Source organism: Cyanobacteria bacterium GSL.Bin1 (genome assembly GCA_009909085.1).
Classification (GTDB): domain Bacteria; phylum Cyanobacteriota; class Cyanobacteriia; order Cyanobacteriales; family Rubidibacteraceae; genus Halothece.
This window is the reverse complement of the sequence record JAAANX010000172.1, coordinates 20,935-36,330: the sequence shown is the minus strand read 5'-3', so window position 1 is coordinate 36,330 and position 15,396 is coordinate 20,935. Positions and strand designations below refer to the sequence as shown.

16 protein-coding genes, 1 other RNA gene and 1 pseudogene are annotated in these 15,396 nt (G+C 44.3%); 7 read left to right on the top strand and 11 right to left on the bottom strand.

What is annotated here, in order from left to right; genetic code table 11:
* Positions 1-595: 595 nt before the first annotated feature.
* From rpsD to GVY04_19930, 3 genes are all read left to right on the top strand, one after another.
* Positions 596-1,204 (top strand): 30S ribosomal protein S4, encoded by a 609-nt coding sequence (rpsD, locus tag GVY04_19940; protein NBD18317.1) that lies wholly within the window; start codon positions 596-598, stop codon positions 1,202-1,204.
* Between the two features lie 89 nt (positions 1,205-1,293).
* Positions 1,294-1,617 (top strand): glutaredoxin 3, encoded by a 324-nt coding sequence (gene grxC, locus GVY04_19935; protein ID NBD18316.1) that lies wholly within the window; start codon positions 1,294-1,296, stop codon positions 1,615-1,617.
* On the top strand, positions 1,604-2,086 hold the full coding sequence (locus GVY04_19930; GenBank protein ID NBD18315.1) for a tRNA-specific adenosine deaminase: 483 nt from the start codon (positions 1,604-1,606) through the stop codon (positions 2,084-2,086). Before grxC ends, GVY04_19930 begins: the two co-directional genes overlap by 14 nt.
* Positions 2,087-2,142: 56 nt before the next feature.
* On the opposite strand, the gene ffs is transcribed toward GVY04_19930, so the two are convergent.
* The 3 genes from ffs to GVY04_19915 all read right to left on the bottom strand — a co-directional run bounded on the left by ffs (position 2,143) and on the right by GVY04_19915 (position 3,233).
* Positions 2,143-2,240: signal recognition particle sRNA small type (gene ffs, locus GVY04_19925), an RNA gene on the bottom strand.
* Between the two features lie 36 nt (positions 2,241-2,276).
* Positions 2,277-2,543, bottom strand: a complete 267-nt coding sequence (locus GVY04_19920) for a hypothetical protein (protein NBD18314.1) — start codon at positions 2,541-2,543, stop codon at positions 2,277-2,279.
* Between the two features lie 51 nt (positions 2,544-2,594).
* Entirely contained in the window at positions 2,595-3,233 is a 639-nt protein-coding gene (locus tag GVY04_19915) for a phosphoribosylglycinamide formyltransferase (GenBank protein NBD18313.1), read from the bottom strand.
* A gap of 191 nt (positions 3,234-3,424) precedes the next feature.
* Here GVY04_19915 and GVY04_19910 point away from each other — a divergent pair, with 191 nt between their 5' ends.
* Complete coding sequence (locus GVY04_19910; GenBank protein ID NBD18312.1) at positions 3,425-3,892, top strand: Hsp20 family protein; 468 nt, start codon at positions 3,425-3,427, stop codon at positions 3,890-3,892.
* Positions 3,893-3,990: 98 nt separating this feature from the next.
* On the opposite strand, the gene aroF is transcribed toward GVY04_19910, so the two are convergent.
* The 5 genes and pseudogenes from aroF to GVY04_19885 form a co-directional block, all read right to left on the bottom strand.
* On the bottom strand, positions 3,991-5,049 hold the full coding sequence (gene aroF / locus GVY04_19905) for a 3-deoxy-7-phosphoheptulonate synthase (protein NBD18311.1): 1,059 nt from the start codon (positions 5,047-5,049) through the stop codon (positions 3,991-3,993).
* Positions 5,050-5,185: 136 nt separating this feature from the next.
* The gene (locus GVY04_19900; GenBank protein NBD18310.1) at positions 5,186-5,665 is read right to left on the bottom strand and encodes a DUF3464 family protein; all 480 of its coding nucleotides are present in this window, start codon (positions 5,663-5,665) and stop codon (positions 5,186-5,188) included.
* 18 nt (positions 5,666-5,683) lie between these two features.
* Entirely contained in the window at positions 5,684-5,953 is a 270-nt protein-coding gene (gene rpsO / locus GVY04_19895) for a 30S ribosomal protein S15 (protein ID NBD18309.1), read from the bottom strand.
* Between the two features lie 87 nt (positions 5,954-6,040).
* Positions 6,041-6,496 (bottom strand): Holliday junction resolvase RuvX, encoded by a 456-nt coding sequence (gene ruvX / locus GVY04_19890; protein NBD18308.1) that lies wholly within the window; start codon positions 6,494-6,496, stop codon positions 6,041-6,043.
* A 59-nt stretch (positions 6,497-6,555) separates the two neighbouring features.
* Positions 6,556-7,683: pseudogene (locus tag GVY04_19885) on the bottom strand (GNAT family N-acetyltransferase).
* 375 nt (positions 7,684-8,058) lie between these two features.
* Here GVY04_19885 and GVY04_19880 point away from each other — a divergent pair.
* Both GVY04_19880 and GVY04_19875 read left to right on the top strand, forming a co-directional pair.
* The gene (locus tag GVY04_19880) at positions 8,059-8,976 is read left to right on the top strand and encodes a carotenoid biosynthesis protein (protein ID NBD18307.1); all 918 of its coding nucleotides are present in this window, start codon (positions 8,059-8,061) and stop codon (positions 8,974-8,976) included.
* 159 nt (positions 8,977-9,135) lie between these two features.
* Positions 9,136-10,323 carry a glycosyltransferase gene (locus GVY04_19875; protein NBD18306.1) on the top strand — a complete coding sequence of 396 codons (1,188 nt, stop codon included), beginning with the start codon at positions 9,136-9,138 and terminating at the stop codon, positions 10,321-10,323.
* Here GVY04_19875 and rnhA read toward each other — a convergent pair.
* The 3 genes from rnhA to trmL all read right to left on the bottom strand — a co-directional run bounded on the left by rnhA (position 10,320) and on the right by trmL (position 13,369).
* Positions 10,320-11,171 carry a ribonuclease HI gene (gene rnhA / locus GVY04_19870; protein ID NBD18305.1) on the bottom strand — a complete coding sequence of 284 codons (852 nt, stop codon included), beginning with the start codon at positions 11,169-11,171 and terminating at the stop codon, positions 10,320-10,322. The genes GVY04_19875 and rnhA overlap by 4 nt on opposite strands.
* Positions 11,172-11,288: 117 nt before the next feature.
* Positions 11,289-12,503 (bottom strand): peptidoglycan DD-metalloendopeptidase family protein, encoded by a 1,215-nt coding sequence (locus tag GVY04_19865; GenBank protein NBD18304.1) that lies wholly within the window; start codon positions 12,501-12,503, stop codon positions 11,289-11,291.
* Between the two features lie 404 nt (positions 12,504-12,907).
* Positions 12,908-13,369 (bottom strand): tRNA (uridine(34)/cytosine(34)/5-carboxymethylaminomethyluridine(34)-2'-O)-methyltransferase TrmL, encoded by a 462-nt coding sequence (gene trmL / locus GVY04_19860; GenBank protein NBD18303.1) that lies wholly within the window; start codon positions 13,367-13,369, stop codon positions 12,908-12,910.
* 223 nt (positions 13,370-13,592) lie between these two features.
* Between trmL and GVY04_19855 the strand changes: the two genes are divergently transcribed.
* On the top strand, positions 13,593-15,350 hold the full coding sequence (locus GVY04_19855; protein ID NBD18302.1) for a protein kinase: 1,758 nt from the start codon (positions 13,593-13,595) through the stop codon (positions 15,348-15,350).
* Positions 15,351-15,396: the final 46 nt, after the last annotated feature.

Sequence of the window (15,396 nt, the reverse complement as noted above, 5' to 3'; positions counted from 1 at the left end):
TCTCTCTATTTTAGTTAAAGATTAGGAAGCAAGAAGCGCGATCGCGCTTGGCGAATTACCTGCACCCATTCAACAATTATTACAGGTAATGGAACTCAAACAAATCACCAAATCTCTCGGTATTTTCTCGCATCAAACCGGAAGGAAAACAGCACGTTGCCTTAGAAACGCCCATGGAAGAACCCGCTTGGAAACGCCTACAAGAACATCTTCCCAAACAGATTGCTTCGCGTTTTTTTACAGCAAAGGAAAAGTAACGGTGCGCGGATTGGGTATTTTGAAAACCCAACAACAGATTAGATCACTTAATTAGTTGGCTCGGAGAATTGAGAGAATCCTTAGAGGGTTAGTTGGGGTGCAGTAGGGAAAAGGATCGCGCTGTCAGTGGGAATGTGAATTTGGGGTAAAATCAGGAGAAATCATTTATTCGTTGCTTAATTTGTCTCAGGACGCGGAGAGATACACTATTTTTTTGTCGAATTGGTGAGGTCTGAGCAGGTTTCTTAATGCTAAAGGCTGGTAACGAGTGACTGACTCTTGTTATAATAAAAGGTCTGTGGATTTTTTGAAAATTGATCAATTAAGTGAAAGCTATATGTCTAGATATCGAGGTCCTCGTCTGCGGATTACGCGACGTTTAGGGGATTTGCCGGGTCTCACGCGTAAAAGTCCTCGCAAAGCCTATCCCCCAGGTCAACATGGTCAAGCCCGACGCAAACGCTCGGAATATGCAATTCGTCTCGAAGAAAAACAAAAACTTCGCTACAACTATGGTGTTACAGAGAAGCAGTTGATGGGCTATATGAAAAAAGCCCGTCGGGCAACAGGTTCTACGGGAACTGCCCTCCTAGAAATGCTGGAAATGCGTTTGGATAATACGGTTTTCCGCATGGGTATGGCAGGAACCATCCCCGCTGCCCGTCAGCTAGTGAATCATGGTCATATTTTAGTGAATGGACGGGTGATGGATATTGCAAGTTATCAATGTCGTGCCGGTGACGTGATTGCTGTTAGAGATCGCGATCGCTCACGACAGCTAGTCGAACGAAATATGGAATATCCTGGGTTAGCCAACCTTCCCAGTCATCTAGAATTTGACAAAAACACCTATACCGGTAAAGTCAATGGCATCATTGAACGGGAATGGGTGGCGCTACAAGTTAATGAACTCCTCGTGGTTGAGTACTACTCCCGAAAAGTTTAATCCGAAGTCCCTCTCCCCATTGCTTGGGGCGGAGGGGAGCTTGGGAATAAAATAGGAAGTAAGGCAATTGACAATGAGGAACAACAGCCATGCTTAAATCTCTCCTGGCTTTACTGGGCAGACAACCGGGAAATTATGCAGCAGATGTCGAAATCTATACTTGGCAAACTTGCCCGTTTTGCATTCGGGCAAAAATGCTGCTGGGTTGGAAAGGCGTCAAGTTTACTGAATATAAAATCGACGGTGACGAAGCGGCAAGAAATGAAATGGCGCAACGTGCCAATGGTCGCCGGAGTGTCCCTGAAATTTTTATTAATAATGAACATATTGGAGGGTGCGATGAACTCTATGCCCTCGATAAAAGTGGAGAACTTGATAAACGATTAATGCAGCCAGCTAATGCGGCTGGATAAAGAAAGTTATCAACAACACTGTCGCTGGATGCAGTATGCGCTGGAACTAGCAGCAGAAGCAGGAAAGGCAGGAGAAATTCCAGTTGGCGCAGTGTTAGTTGATGCAGAAGGTAACATTTTGGGAGAAGGGAATAATCGCAAAGAGCGCGATCGCGATCCGACTGCCCATGCGGAAATCATTGCGATTCGGGCTGCTGCTCAAAAAATCTCTAATTGGCATCTCAATAACTTAACACTTTATGTCACCCTAGAACCCTGTCCGATGTGTAGCGGGGCAATTATTCAAGGGCGCGTTGGAACTCTGGTTTATGGGGCGGATGACCCCAAGACAGGGGCTGTGCGAAGCGTTCTCAACCTGCCCGATAGCGCTGCTTCTAATCATCGTTTAACAGTCATTGGCGGTATTCTAGGACGTGCTTGTCGCCAGCAGTTACAAGCTTGGTTCCAGCAAAAAAGAGAAGAAGGGTAATTTTTTAATTCCCTACTCCCTAAGGACTAATGACCAATGACTAATGACTAACTAGAAAAGACCCGGCATCTAGCGCCTATTGCAAGCATCCCTTATTGCTGCTACCTTCCGGTTCTGACAAGGTTCGGGCGTCACAATCGCGCTAGTCCGGATCAATTACACAATAACATAAAATCTTCTGGAACGGCGACTACTCCACAACAATACACCATTGATGAAGTTCGTAAGTGACACAATCATTTTTAATGAGCGGGTCATTTTCCACAATCCTTTGCGCCTCTTCTAAACTATCGGCTTCAAATAACAGCATACCGCCGCCAAAATCGCCCCAGTAACCGCTGCGGGCTTTATGTCCTTCCGCGACTAGCTTTTTAACATAGTCAATATGGGCGGGAACATACTGGTCAAAAACAGTTTTTTCGACAATTCCTTTTTCAATTTTTACGAATAAGGGCATTTGAACAATAAATGATTAATCGTAGACAGCTAAAAAATAGATTGATTTTTTCTATGATTTGCGTTTTTGCTCGTTTTGAGCCGCGATCGCGATCGCGCGAGGTAAGATGTTGTGTTCTTGCACTTGAATCCGTTGGTGCAAGGTTTCGGCAGTATCGTTGTCTAAAACGGGGACAGCAGCTTGCATTAAAATGGGACCGCTATCCACTTCTGGGCGCACTAAATGCACCGTACAGCCAGCAATTTTAACCCCAGCCGCTAAGGCTTGTTCTACCCCATTAATCCCTTTAAAACTCGGTAGCAAGCTGGGATGAATATTGATCAGCCGATCCGGAAAGGCATTAATTAATACGGGCGTTACCACTCGCATCCAACCCGCCATCACCACCCAATCCACAGCTTGTGCCTTTAACGTTTCCACTAACACTTGATCAAACGCTTCTCGGTTCGGATAGTCCCGATGATTACAGAGAATTGCCGGAATGCCAAAGTGTTCCGCTTTTTCCCTCACCTGAGCCTGGGGTTTATTGTAAATGACAACCTTAATCTCTGCATTGAGTTGTCCTTGCGCGATCGCGTTGGCAAGAGCAACAAAATTACTTCCTTTTCCCGAAGCCATTACCCCCAAGGCAAGGGGCTGCGATAACTGAACATCGCCCCCATGAGGGGAAATAATTACCGAGTCCGTCAAAACCACTTTCTCCTAGATATGCCTCCCCTATTGTGGCAAAAAAAGGGGGTGATACGGTAATACGGACTACTTTTTTTGTGGTAAACCTCACCCTCAATTCTTCATTGATCGGTCATGATAGAAAGTGAAAGGTCAAAGTCATCAGATGCAAACCGTTTATAACTTTACTGTTTCAAGGAGGTGAATCCTGTATGGCTTTAGTACGCTGGAATCCTTATGCAGAAATGAGTGCCTTCCGTCGTCAACTGGATCGTCTGTTCGATGAAATGGCAAATCAAGCGACTGCGGGCGAACATGCTTGGCAACCCGCGATTGAACTGGATGAAAATGGTGAAAACTTAGTGCTGAAAGTTCAAGTGCCAGGTTTGAAAGCGGATGACTTAGATATTAGTGCCAGTCGCGATTCCATAACCATTAGCGGCGAATATCGCAGCGAAGAAGAAAGTGAAGGGGAAAACACCTATCACTCTGAATTCCGCTATGGTAAGTTCAGCCGCACGATTAATTTACCGGTTGAAATCCAACAAGACAAAGTGACAGCCACCTACAAAGATGGGATTGTTACCTTAACCCTGCCCAAAGTTGAAGATGAGGTGAATCGCCCGGTAAAAATTAATCTCGGTAGCCAACCCAATCCAGCACTGAACGAAAACAACTAGTAGCACAAACCGTGAATGCTAAAAGTGGGACAGGAGAACTGCCCCACTTTTATTGTGCTATGGGAACACGATTAATTGTCTAGGCAATTGCTGAAGCCCTAAGCCACAGTAACTGGAGAACTTGCCCAACGGCCTAAAGGTTTCGCAATGACACTTAATTCTTGTACAAGTTCATCAAAACGGGCAGGCGTAAGCGACTGTGCGCCATCGGACCAGGCTTTCGAGGGATTGGGGTGGACTTCAATCATCAAAGAATCGGTTCCCGTCGCGATCGCGCCCATTGCCATAGCTGGGACATATTCCGACTTGCCCGTGCCATGACTCGGGTCAATCATAATGGGCAAGTGGGTTAAGGTCCGCAACACCGGAATGACCGACAAGTCCAAGGTATTGCGCGTATAACGACGATCAAAGGTGCGAATGCCGCGCTCACATAAAATCACATTCGGATTCCCTGCCGCTAAAATATATTCTGCGGCCATAATCCACTCTTCAATCGTTGCCGACATCCCGCGCTTCAGTAATACCGGCTTATCCTGAGCACCGACTTTTTTCAACAGCGCGAAGTTTTGCATATTGCGCGCCCCCACCTGTAAGACATCCGCCACTTCCGCGATTTTTTCCACATCAGCAGTGTCCATCACTTCTGTAATGATGCCCAAACCGCTGGCTTCTCTAGCGGCTGCCAGTAATCCTAATGCACTTTCACCATGACCTTGGAAGGCATAAGGCGAGGTACGAGGCTTATAAGCACCGCCGCGTAAAAACTTCGCTCCTGATGCCTTCACTGCTTTTGCCGTTTCGACAATCATTTCCTCATTCTCGACAGAACAAGGACCGGCAACGAGTACTACCGGATGATTTTCACCAAAGGGAACTGCCCCATTCGGGGTATCAACCCAAACTTCACTGGGTTCACCATGACGAAATTCCCGACTCGCGCGTTTAAAGGGCTGTTCGACGCGAAGGACTTCTTCAATCCAAGGGCTCATTTCTTGGATTTGTAAGGGATCCATCGAAGCCGTATCCCCGACTAAGCCAATAACGACTTTATGCTTACCCACAATTTTTTCTGGCGTTAGACCCTTGGCAGAACAATCTTCGCAGAGACGGCTAATTTCGGCTTCGGGTGAGCCGACTTTCATCACAATGATCATAGTTCGTTACAGTTTTGCTAAAGTTGTGTTTTCAGTTTGATTTAATAAGAGAAATTCCTCAGAATTGTTCTCTTCTTTTATGATCTATCTTTTCTAATTTCAAGACAATTTTCAATTAATCACATCTTTTAATTAATTATTCTTGACGGCGTTCTTGCCTTGCACTCCGCCAAGCGGCAAAAATTCGTTTAAGATTCGTGGTAAATTCTTCCCAACCCAACCAGGTGCCAATTCGCTGTTCATCCCAAGAAGCAGAAATTAGACCATAGCTAAGACCTAAAACACCAAGCCCAAACAGCCCCATACTGACCAAAACAACGGTGTAGGGAGGCAGGTCTAGTAATTCCTGGGTAACAATCCAGTAAAAAATAAAAAAGCTCAAAATCCCTAAACTAGTGGGAATTCCTGAAAAGAAAGCCATCCGGCGCACCATGCGTTGGCTCACGCCTTCAGGAATGGCAGAGAGAGAAGCTTGCGCTTTGCGTTGAGCTTGTGTTGAGGGCTGAGGCTCAGATGTGGACTCAGCAGTTGCCGGTGCGGTTTTGGGTTTCTTCTTACGCTTTCGATTGGGTTCAAAGGGTAAGTTAGTGCGTTGTTCTTCTGGTTGAGAAGCCATAACTATAACAAAAAGGAGTTAGCCACGAATACCAAGTCGTTGGATTAAGTCTTGATAGCGTTGTTGATTTTCTTTCTGTAGATAGGATAACAAACTGCGACGATGACCAATTAACTTCAATAGTCCCCGGCGTGAGGAGTGATCCTTATCGTTAAATTTAAGATGTTCAGTTAAACGAGTAATCCGCTTCGTTAAGATAGCAATTTGGACTTCAGCAGAGCCCGTGTCCGTTTCATGAACTTGATAATCGTTAATGATTTCCTGCTTTTTTTCTTGGGTCAGACTCATAGTTTTTTGTTCTTCAGTATCCTACCAATATCTGGTCATGCGACTTTCCATGATAGCACTTTCGGAACGAATCCTGGCCATCATTTGTTATTGGGAGTTGACAGTGTTTTCTTGCTGTGTCCGACGCTGATTTAACCACTGTTGCAGGATAATAGCAGCGGCATGAGCATCAATTTGTGCTTTATCTCGGCGGGGAGAAAAGCCCCGCTTTGTTTTGAGTCGTGCTTCCGCTTCAATAGACGTTAAACGTTCATCCACATATTCAATCGGCAGATTTAAAACTTGTTCCAGTCGTCGTGCATATTTTGCAATGCGTTGTCCTTGCTGACCTAGATCACCATTCATCGCGTAGGGTAAGCCGATGACTAAGCGGGTCACTTGACGTTCCGTAATTAGGTACTTAAATTGTTCCACATCATCGGTAAACCCGGTACGTTCCAGGGTCATAATCGGTGTGGCAATCAATCCGGTGCCATCGCAACCGGCAATTCCAATCCGTTTTTTACCAATATCGAGCCCTAAAACTGAGAGTTTTGCTTTCAATTGTCTTCCACCTCTTCCGCTTCAGAATTAGTTTCTGGTTGTTCTCGTTGTTCCTCAGGGGAGTCGTAAGAAAATGAATTGAGCCAGGGCAAACGGCTAGGAATGGGAGCGCGACCGGGTCGTAAACCTTGTAATACACCGGATAATTGCAATCTTTCCAGGGAAGAAGGGGCTTCTCTTAATTTATGCCAGACCGACCGAGATAAGAGGAGGGTATGTTCCACCCGTTCGGCGCCAATTTCTTCGAGATATTCCTCGCGTTCGGGTTGATAGTCAGCCGATGCCAGGAGGAGTTGCGGATTGTCGGTTTCGGAGAAAAATTGAGCAATTTTCGCCAATAATTCGGGATAGAGCCAAGTATAGGCAGGATGAACGGTTAATTGACACTGATTCGGCTGATTGTTTTGGGTTTGGTTCAATTGAAAGTGCGCGATCGCGGCTTTTCTTTGGGGCTCAAAAACATATCCTTGTCGCGTGTGTTTTTGACCGAGCCACTGTTGGCAACGGTCAACAGTAATCTCCAGCAAACTCCGCTTAAAGTCATTGATATGACGATCAAATACTTGCCGCAGTAAGGGGGGCATAGAAACCGTATCTAGCTGATACAACAATTGTGCATCGGCATTATTCACCGGTAGTAAATTCGGCAGTTTCGGTTCATGTTGGGCTAAAGCCTGAAGTTTCTCCGGCGCGATCGACCAATAGGTAAATTGAGCCAACGGTTGAAAGCCATTACTACGATATAACGCCAAAATACTTTTTTGGTGAATATTCACTTCCAAAATCCAAGTCCTCGCTTCCCAAATGCTTTCAAAGCAATACCGAAGCAGTTGCGACCCAATCCGCTTTCCCGCCACCGGATAGTCGGGGTCAACTAAAATATGTTCCACTTGCCAGGTACTGCGGGTACTATTGGCCGGAGAAACTTTAATTGCTCCTACGACTTGTTCCTCTTGTTCAGCAACATAAAGACAAAACTGATGTTGGGCAGGGTTAGGAAAGAGACTTAAGAGTTTTAAGGGGCTATACCATTGGCGAAGGTTGCCCAAGTCTTGGCTTAAGGCAAACGCTGAACCACTATGATGGAGTTCTTGAGATTTGCTGACTAGAGATTCAATCGCTGCTAAGTCTCGATATTGGACCGAGCGAATGGTTAAGTTGTTTTCTTCAGGAAGAATAAAATTCATTTTGATCTATTATTTAATAGGTTTTGCATTAGAGATGACTCAATCGACTACAACCACTCACCAAGAACCAGTAACTGTTCAGGAGTTGCGGCGATCTGATTCCGCACAGTTGCTTTGATTTTAACGATTTTCCCGATGGGCCCCCACTGCCAATCAGAAAGGAAGGGCTCCGGTCTTTTGCCTTCATTCACAAAAGCCTTGGGATTAACCGGGAGTAAATAAAAGATTTTCGCTAAACTTGCAACATTTTTTGTAAATTTTTGTAAACTATTAATTAATATTTGTCGATCAGCCTCAGTTTAACTTGAGTGCTATTCTCTCAACCAAACCTTTTTATCATTTAACCAGTTGTATCAATACAAGGAAGAAACTTTAATGAAATTACAACAATATGGCAGCGGGTTCTCCCCGGCAACAGGAATGCTGATTGGTCATATCTTGGCCATGCTTTTTGGCCTTGCCGGTTTAGTTTTGGTCTTGCCCAATGGGGAATTCATTGCCAGTCTGCCACCCATTGGACAAGTGGCTTTTCGCTACTCGATGGCTGGCGGTGGCGTGGTTTATATGTTACTGGGTGCAGGTGCTGTCGCCTTTTATGGCTATCAAATTTTGGGTGCCAGACGCTTGCTCACCTTTATGGTGCCAGCGATCAGTCTTTCTTTAGCGAGTGAACTGCTCGGAACCAGCACTGGCTTTCCTTTCGGTGAATATCGTTATTTAAGTGGATTAGGCTATAAAATTGCGGATTTAGTTCCGTTTACAATTCCTTTATCTTGGTTTTATGTAGGATTTTGTACTTATTTGATTGCTCGTGTTGGTTTAGAAAGTCGTCCTTTACCAAGTTGGGTGCGCAGCGTTGGCGCGATCGCGATCGGTTCGTTACTCCTCACCTTCTGGGATTTTGTCCTTGATCCTGCAATGAGTCAAACCGATGTTCCGTTTTGGGTATGGGAACAACCGGGTGCCTTCTTTGGGATGCCCTATCAAAACTTTGCCGGTTGGTTTATCACGGGCGTGATTTTCATGACGACCGCTCATCTCTTTTGGGGAAATCAACCCTTAGCTTTAGTGCGTCGTCATCTAGCACTTCCCTTTGCAATTTATTTCTTTAATATTTTGTTTGGCGCAGTTCTCAGTCTCGCTGGCGGAATTTGGATCCCGGTTGTTATCGGCTTAGTATTTGCGGTTATTCCCTGTTCATTACTGTACTGGATTACACCGAGTGTCACTCAATCCACAATGGTTTCCACTGAAGAACATGAACAAAATGCTGTGTCTGTTGCTCAGTTATAGGGCTTGGCAGCGGTAATTGAGAACAGAAGGTGGCAAGGTGTCAGTTAGCAATGAGCACTTAACAATTAAAATGCCTCCTTGTCACCCCCAACAGCGCGGTATGATTGCGTTATTTGGCACTCGCCAAGTAATGTTCAAATTTGTTCAATAATGTAGTTAATGACAGTTAATTTAGAAACAGCTGGGCTGGCGGGAATTTTTTTACTGATTCTCCTCCAAGTCCCGGCAACATTGATTTTTCTCTCTCGTTTACTCAAAGGGGCAAAACGGCTGCCTCCGCTTGCACCAAGACCGACGACTCCCGAACAGTTGGGAACAGTGAGCATTGTCGTCCCGACCTTAAATGAAGCCTCTCGCATTTCTCCCTGCTTAAAAGGATTAAGCCAGCAAGGCTATGAAGTACGGGAAATTTTAGTGGTGGATAGCCATTCCACGGATGGGACCCCTGAGTTAGTGAAGCAAGCGCAACAGCATGATCCGCGATTTCGTTTACTCAGAGATGATCCCTTACCTGCAGACTGGGTGGGTCGTCCTTGGGCGCTCCATAATGGTTTTTTAGCGAGTTCTGAAAAAAGTGACTGGATTTTAGGCATCGATGCCGATACCCAGCCGCAATCTGGTCTTGTGGCTGCCCTCATTGCCACTGCCAATGCGCAAGGATACGATGTCTTATCTTTATCGCCTCAATTTAAGCTGAAATCACCAGGAGAATGGTGGCTACAACCGGCGTTACTTATGACGTTACTCTATCGCTTTGATGTGGCTGGTGTACGTCCTCATCCCCCAGACCGGGTCATGGCGAATGGACAGTGTTTTTTGGCTCGGCGGGAAGTGCTTTCGGCGCTAGGCGGTTATAGTGCAGCGAAAGCATCATTTTGCGATGATGTAACCCTCGCGCGGTATGCAGCGTGTCAAGGCTATCGAGTTGGCTTTTTAGATGGGGCAAATGTCATCAAAGTCAGAATGTATGAAGGGATGAAAGAAACCTGGCAAGAGTGGGGGCGTTCTCTTGATCTCAAAGATGCTTCGACACCAAGCCTCTTGTTGCTTGAGCTGTGGTTATTGTTGGTGCTGCAAGCACTACCCTTACCCTTATTCCTGGGTTTTCTTGTCGGATTATTGAAGGGAGAAACGAACTTGATGTTTCTCCTCATGGGGGGACTGAATGGGGGATTGTTATGCGTGCGCATCGGCTTATTATTTGCGGTCTCCCCGTCTTATGATCGCACTGCCACCTCTGCTTCTTGGGTATTTTGGCTATCCCCTTTGGCTGATCTGGGGGCGGTGTTACGGATTTTCCTATCAGCCAGTCAACGTCCGAAACAATGGCGAGGACGATTATATTAACCCTCTGCTCGCTCTAATTGCCACAGGATTTGGTTTCCTTCCCGTCGCACTCGGGAAACCACCCAATTACGCCAAGACCAGTGATTCCCTCTACTGGTAACGGCGCTTGCATTGACATTCATTAAATCAGCGAGTTCCGAACTACTGATGAGGTAGCCTTTTTCGGCAATTTCATCGGCAATTCTCAGGGATTCGATCAAATGAGTGAGTCCTTCCATGCGATCCCCTTGCACAAGGCGAGAATCTTCTAGTGTGCGTTCCTCTAGTTCTTGCATATCGATTTCATCCGAAGTTGGTATTCTGGCAGGCGCTTCTGATTGTATCGTTTTGTTAACACTAATTACGGTATCGGAGTTAGCCAGAACGGGAAATTCTAAATTTTTCTTTAAAGGGGGGTGTTGTCCAGCGGCAAAAGCGCGCGCGATCGCGTCACATCGTTCATTGCCGGCGATTCCTTCATGACCGCGCACGTGTTCCCAACGGATCAGAGGGTCATTGAGTGCGTCGAGAGTGGTCCAGAGGTCTCGGTTGAGTACCGCTTTCCCGGTTGCTGTTTTCCAGCCCTTTTTTTTCCATCCTTTGATCCATTGGGTCAACCCTTTAATCAGATATTGACTGTCACTGTAGAGGGTCACCGGCTGACGTTGTTCACTGGCTTGCCATAATTCTAATGACGCGATCGCGGCTTGCATTTCCATCCGATTATTTGTCGTTTCCTGCTCAGCCCCTCCTATTTCATAAACTGAACCATCTTCAAAATAAAAGACAGCTCCCCAACCGCCAGGTCCAGGATTTCCAGTGCAAGCACCATCGGTATAAATACAATCGATTTGCGGTAATTTAGACATACAGATCAGATTAAAACTTTAAATTGAGCGGTTTTCTTTAAGCCCCATAAAACAAAAGTAGAGACATTCACACTGATGAATACCTCTACTTTATTGAAAGTAATCTCTTCGAGACAATCAACGTTTTGGCAAATAAGCTAACGGATTTTTTGCACCTGTTCCAGCAGGATGAATTTCAAAATGTAAATGGGGACCCGTACTGCGTCCGGTACTGCCCATTTCAGCAATTTGTTGTCCCTGATCGACTTCCTGCCCTTTCTGCACCAAAACTTTATTATTGTGGGCATAGAGAGTCAAACTGCCGTCAGGATGCTTTAGTTTGACAAGATTACCATAGCCACCATTATGCCAACCGGCAACCACCACTTCTCCCGGAGCAGCCGCCAAAATTGGAGTCCCAATGGGAGCAGCAATATCAATGCCCCGGTGCATTCTGCCCCATCGCATCCCATATCCAGAAGTGAAAACCCCTTCTGCTGGCCAAATATAGCCATCAAATTTTTGAGGGTGACTCGGAAGATATTGTTCGGGAGAAGAGAGAGGAGGCAATTCTGGGCTTACCATTTCGCCAATGGGTGCAGACAATGAGGGATTATAAAACTCAACCTTAATTGGAGCGGTGGCAAGTGAATTGGGATAGGAGCTAGGAGATGATTCAGATGATTCGACTGGAGAGAAAACTTTGCCTTGATGATCGCCTTCTGAATGACTACTCCACTCTAAATCGCTTCCCTCTAATGGTTCCACAGGCTCTTTTTCATAGTTAGCCTGTAATTTTTGAACATCAGCTAGAAATTGTTGAATCGGGACTTGTGATAATGAATTTTCACTTTCCTCTCTTGGCGCAAGTGTGTCCTGATTAATCACACGAGGCACAGGAGAAATTGATGTTTCCTCAACAAAAGATTCTAAGACAATATTTTCTGAATGATCCGAGGAAATAGCTCCTCCAATGGCTCCTGAGCGAAAATTGAGCAATTGAGGCTCTTGTTGAGCTAGATTCTGAGGTAAGGGAATTTCTAAAGTCTCGCCAATTTGGAGCAAGTCTTGGGTTGTGATTGCATTATATTCTGCTAGCTCACGAGTAGAAATATCATACTTTTGAGCCAATTCCCACAGGGTATCTCCCGGTTGGATTTGGTGATAAGTAATCGGCTGAATTGTCAACTGTGGGGAAATCGCTTCGAATTCGCCTGGTTGACCAACGCTCATCCGCAAGCTCCCGACGTTCACTCGGGAGTCCGGATGACTCACACTAGCTTTTTTTTGCCAAGCTCCTACTGGTTCTGCGACTGCAGAAATGGCTAGGATAGGAAGGGTCAGGGAAGCCATCTGAGGACGAGAGACGAGCCAAGGTAAGGATAAACAACGAATACGATTCAGTAAATACTTCAAGAAAACCTCCTTTTGCTCTGCCTTAAATATTGAGAATAAAAGTTGTCTGTAGTTGAATGGGCGGTGGGTTGATTAACAGCATCTCTGATCGCTTCTGCTAGATGATGATTTGATTTGAGAGTAAGGTTAATCAGGAGTCGCAGCAGTTACTGAAGTTAGATTCCAGTAGATTCTGTGACTAGATAAGTTATTTTGCTCAGTTTCTATAAAAGCACAAGCCCATAATAAACTGTTTTCGAGTTTTTTCAATTAATTTATTCAATTCCAAAAAAAATGATTTGAAGCATCTTTATATTTTCTATAAATCACAAATAAATTCTAGTAAAGTCTAGAAAATTAACTTAAGTAAAATCACCAATTTGTCGTTTCGCTTCATATAAACCAACCGCCACACTTACCGATAAGTTGAGACTCCGTACCTTGGGATGAGACATCGGAATCCTTAAAATTTGGTCACAACTTGCCATAATTGCTGAAGGTAATCCCTTATTCTCTTGGCCAAACAACAGCCAATCTTGGGGTTGGAATGTGTAACTCAGATGAGACGATTGTCCTTTGACACTAAAGGCAATCAAGCGACCTCCTTGTTGATTTTTGATCGCCATGAAAGTCCGCCAGTCGGGATGCTGGTGTAAATCGACATAGGGCCAGTAATCCAGCCCCGCTCGTTTGACAGCGCGATCGCTAATATCGAATCCTAATTGACCAACGAGATGAAGCTCCGTCTGAGTTGCAGCACAGGTGCGAGCGATATTTCCTGTATTGGGGGGAATTTGAGGTTCGTATAAGACAACTTTCAACATGATTTTATTGATTAAAGTGATTTAAATAACAGCTTTAAAGTTCATCAAAATGTTAAGATTTAGTCATCGATATCATTGAAATAACTACCATAGGATTAGTGCCACTCAAAATCATTCTGCACGCATCACAGTAATGAGATTAGTTGAGATCGTCAGAGAGTCTAAAAACGCAACTGAGCGGTTAATTGACCATAGTTGAGATGGAAACAGACAAAAAAAAGCTATGTTGGGAACCAAGCTACGCAATCGCTATTATATTGTTCAAGAATTGGGGGTGGGGGGATTTGGTCAAACCTTTCTGGCTCAAGATTGTGACTTTCCAGGACATCCTTGGTGCGTAGTGAAACAACTCAAGCCTCAAGCCAAAGAACCTTGGATGTTACAAACAGCAAGGCGTCTGTTTAACTTAGAGGCGGCGGTTCTGGCTCGTATTGGCAGTCATCCGCAAATTCCCGAACTGAAAGCTCATTTTGAAGAAAATGAACAATTTTATTTAGTCCAAGAGTATATTGAGGGCGACTTATTATCAAAAGAACTGAAAGAAGGACCCGTTTGGACCCAAGAAAAGGCAATTATTTTTCTTCAAGATACCCTTGAGATTTTACGTTTTATTCATGAAAATAAAGTGATTCACCGTGATCTCAAACCAGAAAATATTATCCGGCGTAAGAGTGATCATAAACTAGTCCTGATTGATTTTGGTTCAGTGAAAAAAATTGCCACCCTGTATGATGAAGAAAAAGAAGATTCGGAATTTACAGTTGCCATTGGCACTCCTGCTTACATGCCAATTGAGCAGCAGGGAGGAAGACCATCATATAACAGTGATATTTATGCCTTGGGAAAAATCGTTATTCAAGGATTAAGCGGAATGGCGCCTAAACGACTCAAGGACGATCCAAAAACAGGAGAATTGTTATGGCGGCATTTAGTGAATGTTGATGATGAGTTCGCCAACATTTTAAGCCGGATGGTGAAATGGAATGCGCGCGATCGCTATCAAACTGTTGTCGATGTTATTCGTGATTTAACCCCTTACTTCAAAAATTTTTCTACTGGATCACTCCCTCTTACTAATAACCAAAAACCAATCCTATCTCCACTTGATCAAATTGTTCGTAGTTTGAAAAAAAATCCAGAAATTACGCGTATCAAAAAATTACTCTTCTGCGCCTATATGCACCGTTGGGAAAATAGTCCTCATATCCTTTCCCAATATCGGACTAAGTTTTTAATACAAGAACTTTGTCAAAGAGAAACGAGTTTAGATGCGTTTAGTCAATGTATCAATGATGTGGTTAAGACTTTAAATAAGAAAGATAAATATCAAATTGTTGCTAATGCAATTATTAATGAAGTGAAATTGCTATATGAGTCGTCAAAACCTTTAGTAGACAATGATCATGATGATGGGCTTTCTTCAAAAGTTACTGAAATTAGAGGAGAGGGCTCAGATCAAACAGGTGCTTCTACGGGTTATACGAATATTCAACAAGAGGATCATTCAAATAGTTTAGTAATCTCCCAACAATTACGAGAAGAGCATCAACAAGCGTCTCAAGCACAAGCCTTAGAATCAATAAACTCCAGTGTAAACACAAATTCTCATCAATCTCCAGCAACAGCAGAACAACAAATTGCAGAAGAGACAAAAAATTATTGCAGTTTATTTGATCTCCGCTATGAAATCACTCGCTATACCACTCCGCTTCGGATTAAGATTTTATTATTTTCGATGCTCTATTATAAAATCGAGTTTAATGAACAAGATTGGTCTTTAATGATGAGCCATCAACTCGATAGTTTACTGAAACAAGTCATAGAAATGTTTCCGAGTTTAACTGAACTAGAAAGCCGATTATATGCAACCGCTCGACATTTTAATGAGGAACAAGGATTAACCCAGGTTGTCGGTGCAGTTATACAGTCCCTCCGTCCTTTTTATCAAAATGGACAACCCATACTAAAATCTTCATTTTAGGCTGATCGTTACAATTTCTTTCAATCCAAATACGCTAACTTTTTTC

Coding starts and splice junctions, on each gene's coding strand:
- GVY04_19930 (NBD18315.1), top strand. CDS start 1,604: ATGCGGCTGGATAAAGAAAGTTATCAACAACACTGTCGCTGGATGCAG.
- GVY04_19875 (NBD18306.1), top strand. CDS start 9,136: ATGACAGTTAATTTAGAAACAGCTGGGCTGGCGGGAATTTTTTTACTG.
- GVY04_19900 (NBD18310.1), bottom strand. CDS start 5,665: ATGGCTTCTCAACCAGAAGAACAACGCACTAACTTACCCTTTGAACCC.
- aroF (NBD18311.1), bottom strand. CDS start 5,049: ATGATCATTGTGATGAAAGTCGGCTCACCCGAAGCCGAAATTAGCCGT.
- rpsO (NBD18309.1), bottom strand. CDS start 5,953: ATGAGTCTGACCCAAGAAAAAAAGCAGGAAATCATTAACGATTATCAA.
- trmL (NBD18303.1), bottom strand. CDS start 13,369: ATGTTGAAAGTTGTCTTATACGAACCTCAAATTCCCCCCAATACAGGA.
- GVY04_19910 (NBD18312.1), top strand. CDS start 3,425: ATGGCTTTAGTACGCTGGAATCCTTATGCAGAAATGAGTGCCTTCCGT.
- grxC (NBD18316.1), top strand. CDS start 1,294: ATGCTTAAATCTCTCCTGGCTTTACTGGGCAGACAACCGGGAAATTAT.
- GVY04_19865 (NBD18304.1), bottom strand. CDS start 12,503: ATGGCTTCCCTGACCCTTCCTATCCTAGCCATTTCTGCAGTCGCAGAA.
- rnhA (NBD18305.1), bottom strand. CDS start 11,171: ATGTCTAAATTACCGCAAATCGATTGTATTTATACCGATGGTGCTTGC.
- rpsD (NBD18317.1), top strand. CDS start 596: ATGTCTAGATATCGAGGTCCTCGTCTGCGGATTACGCGACGTTTAGGG.
- GVY04_19920 (NBD18314.1), bottom strand. CDS start 2,543: ATGCCCTTATTCGTAAAAATTGAAAAAGGAATTGTCGAAAAAACTGTT.
- GVY04_19880 (NBD18307.1), top strand. CDS start 8,059: ATGAAATTACAACAATATGGCAGCGGGTTCTCCCCGGCAACAGGAATG.
- GVY04_19855 (NBD18302.1), top strand. CDS start 13,593: ATGTTGGGAACCAAGCTACGCAATCGCTATTATATTGTTCAAGAATTG.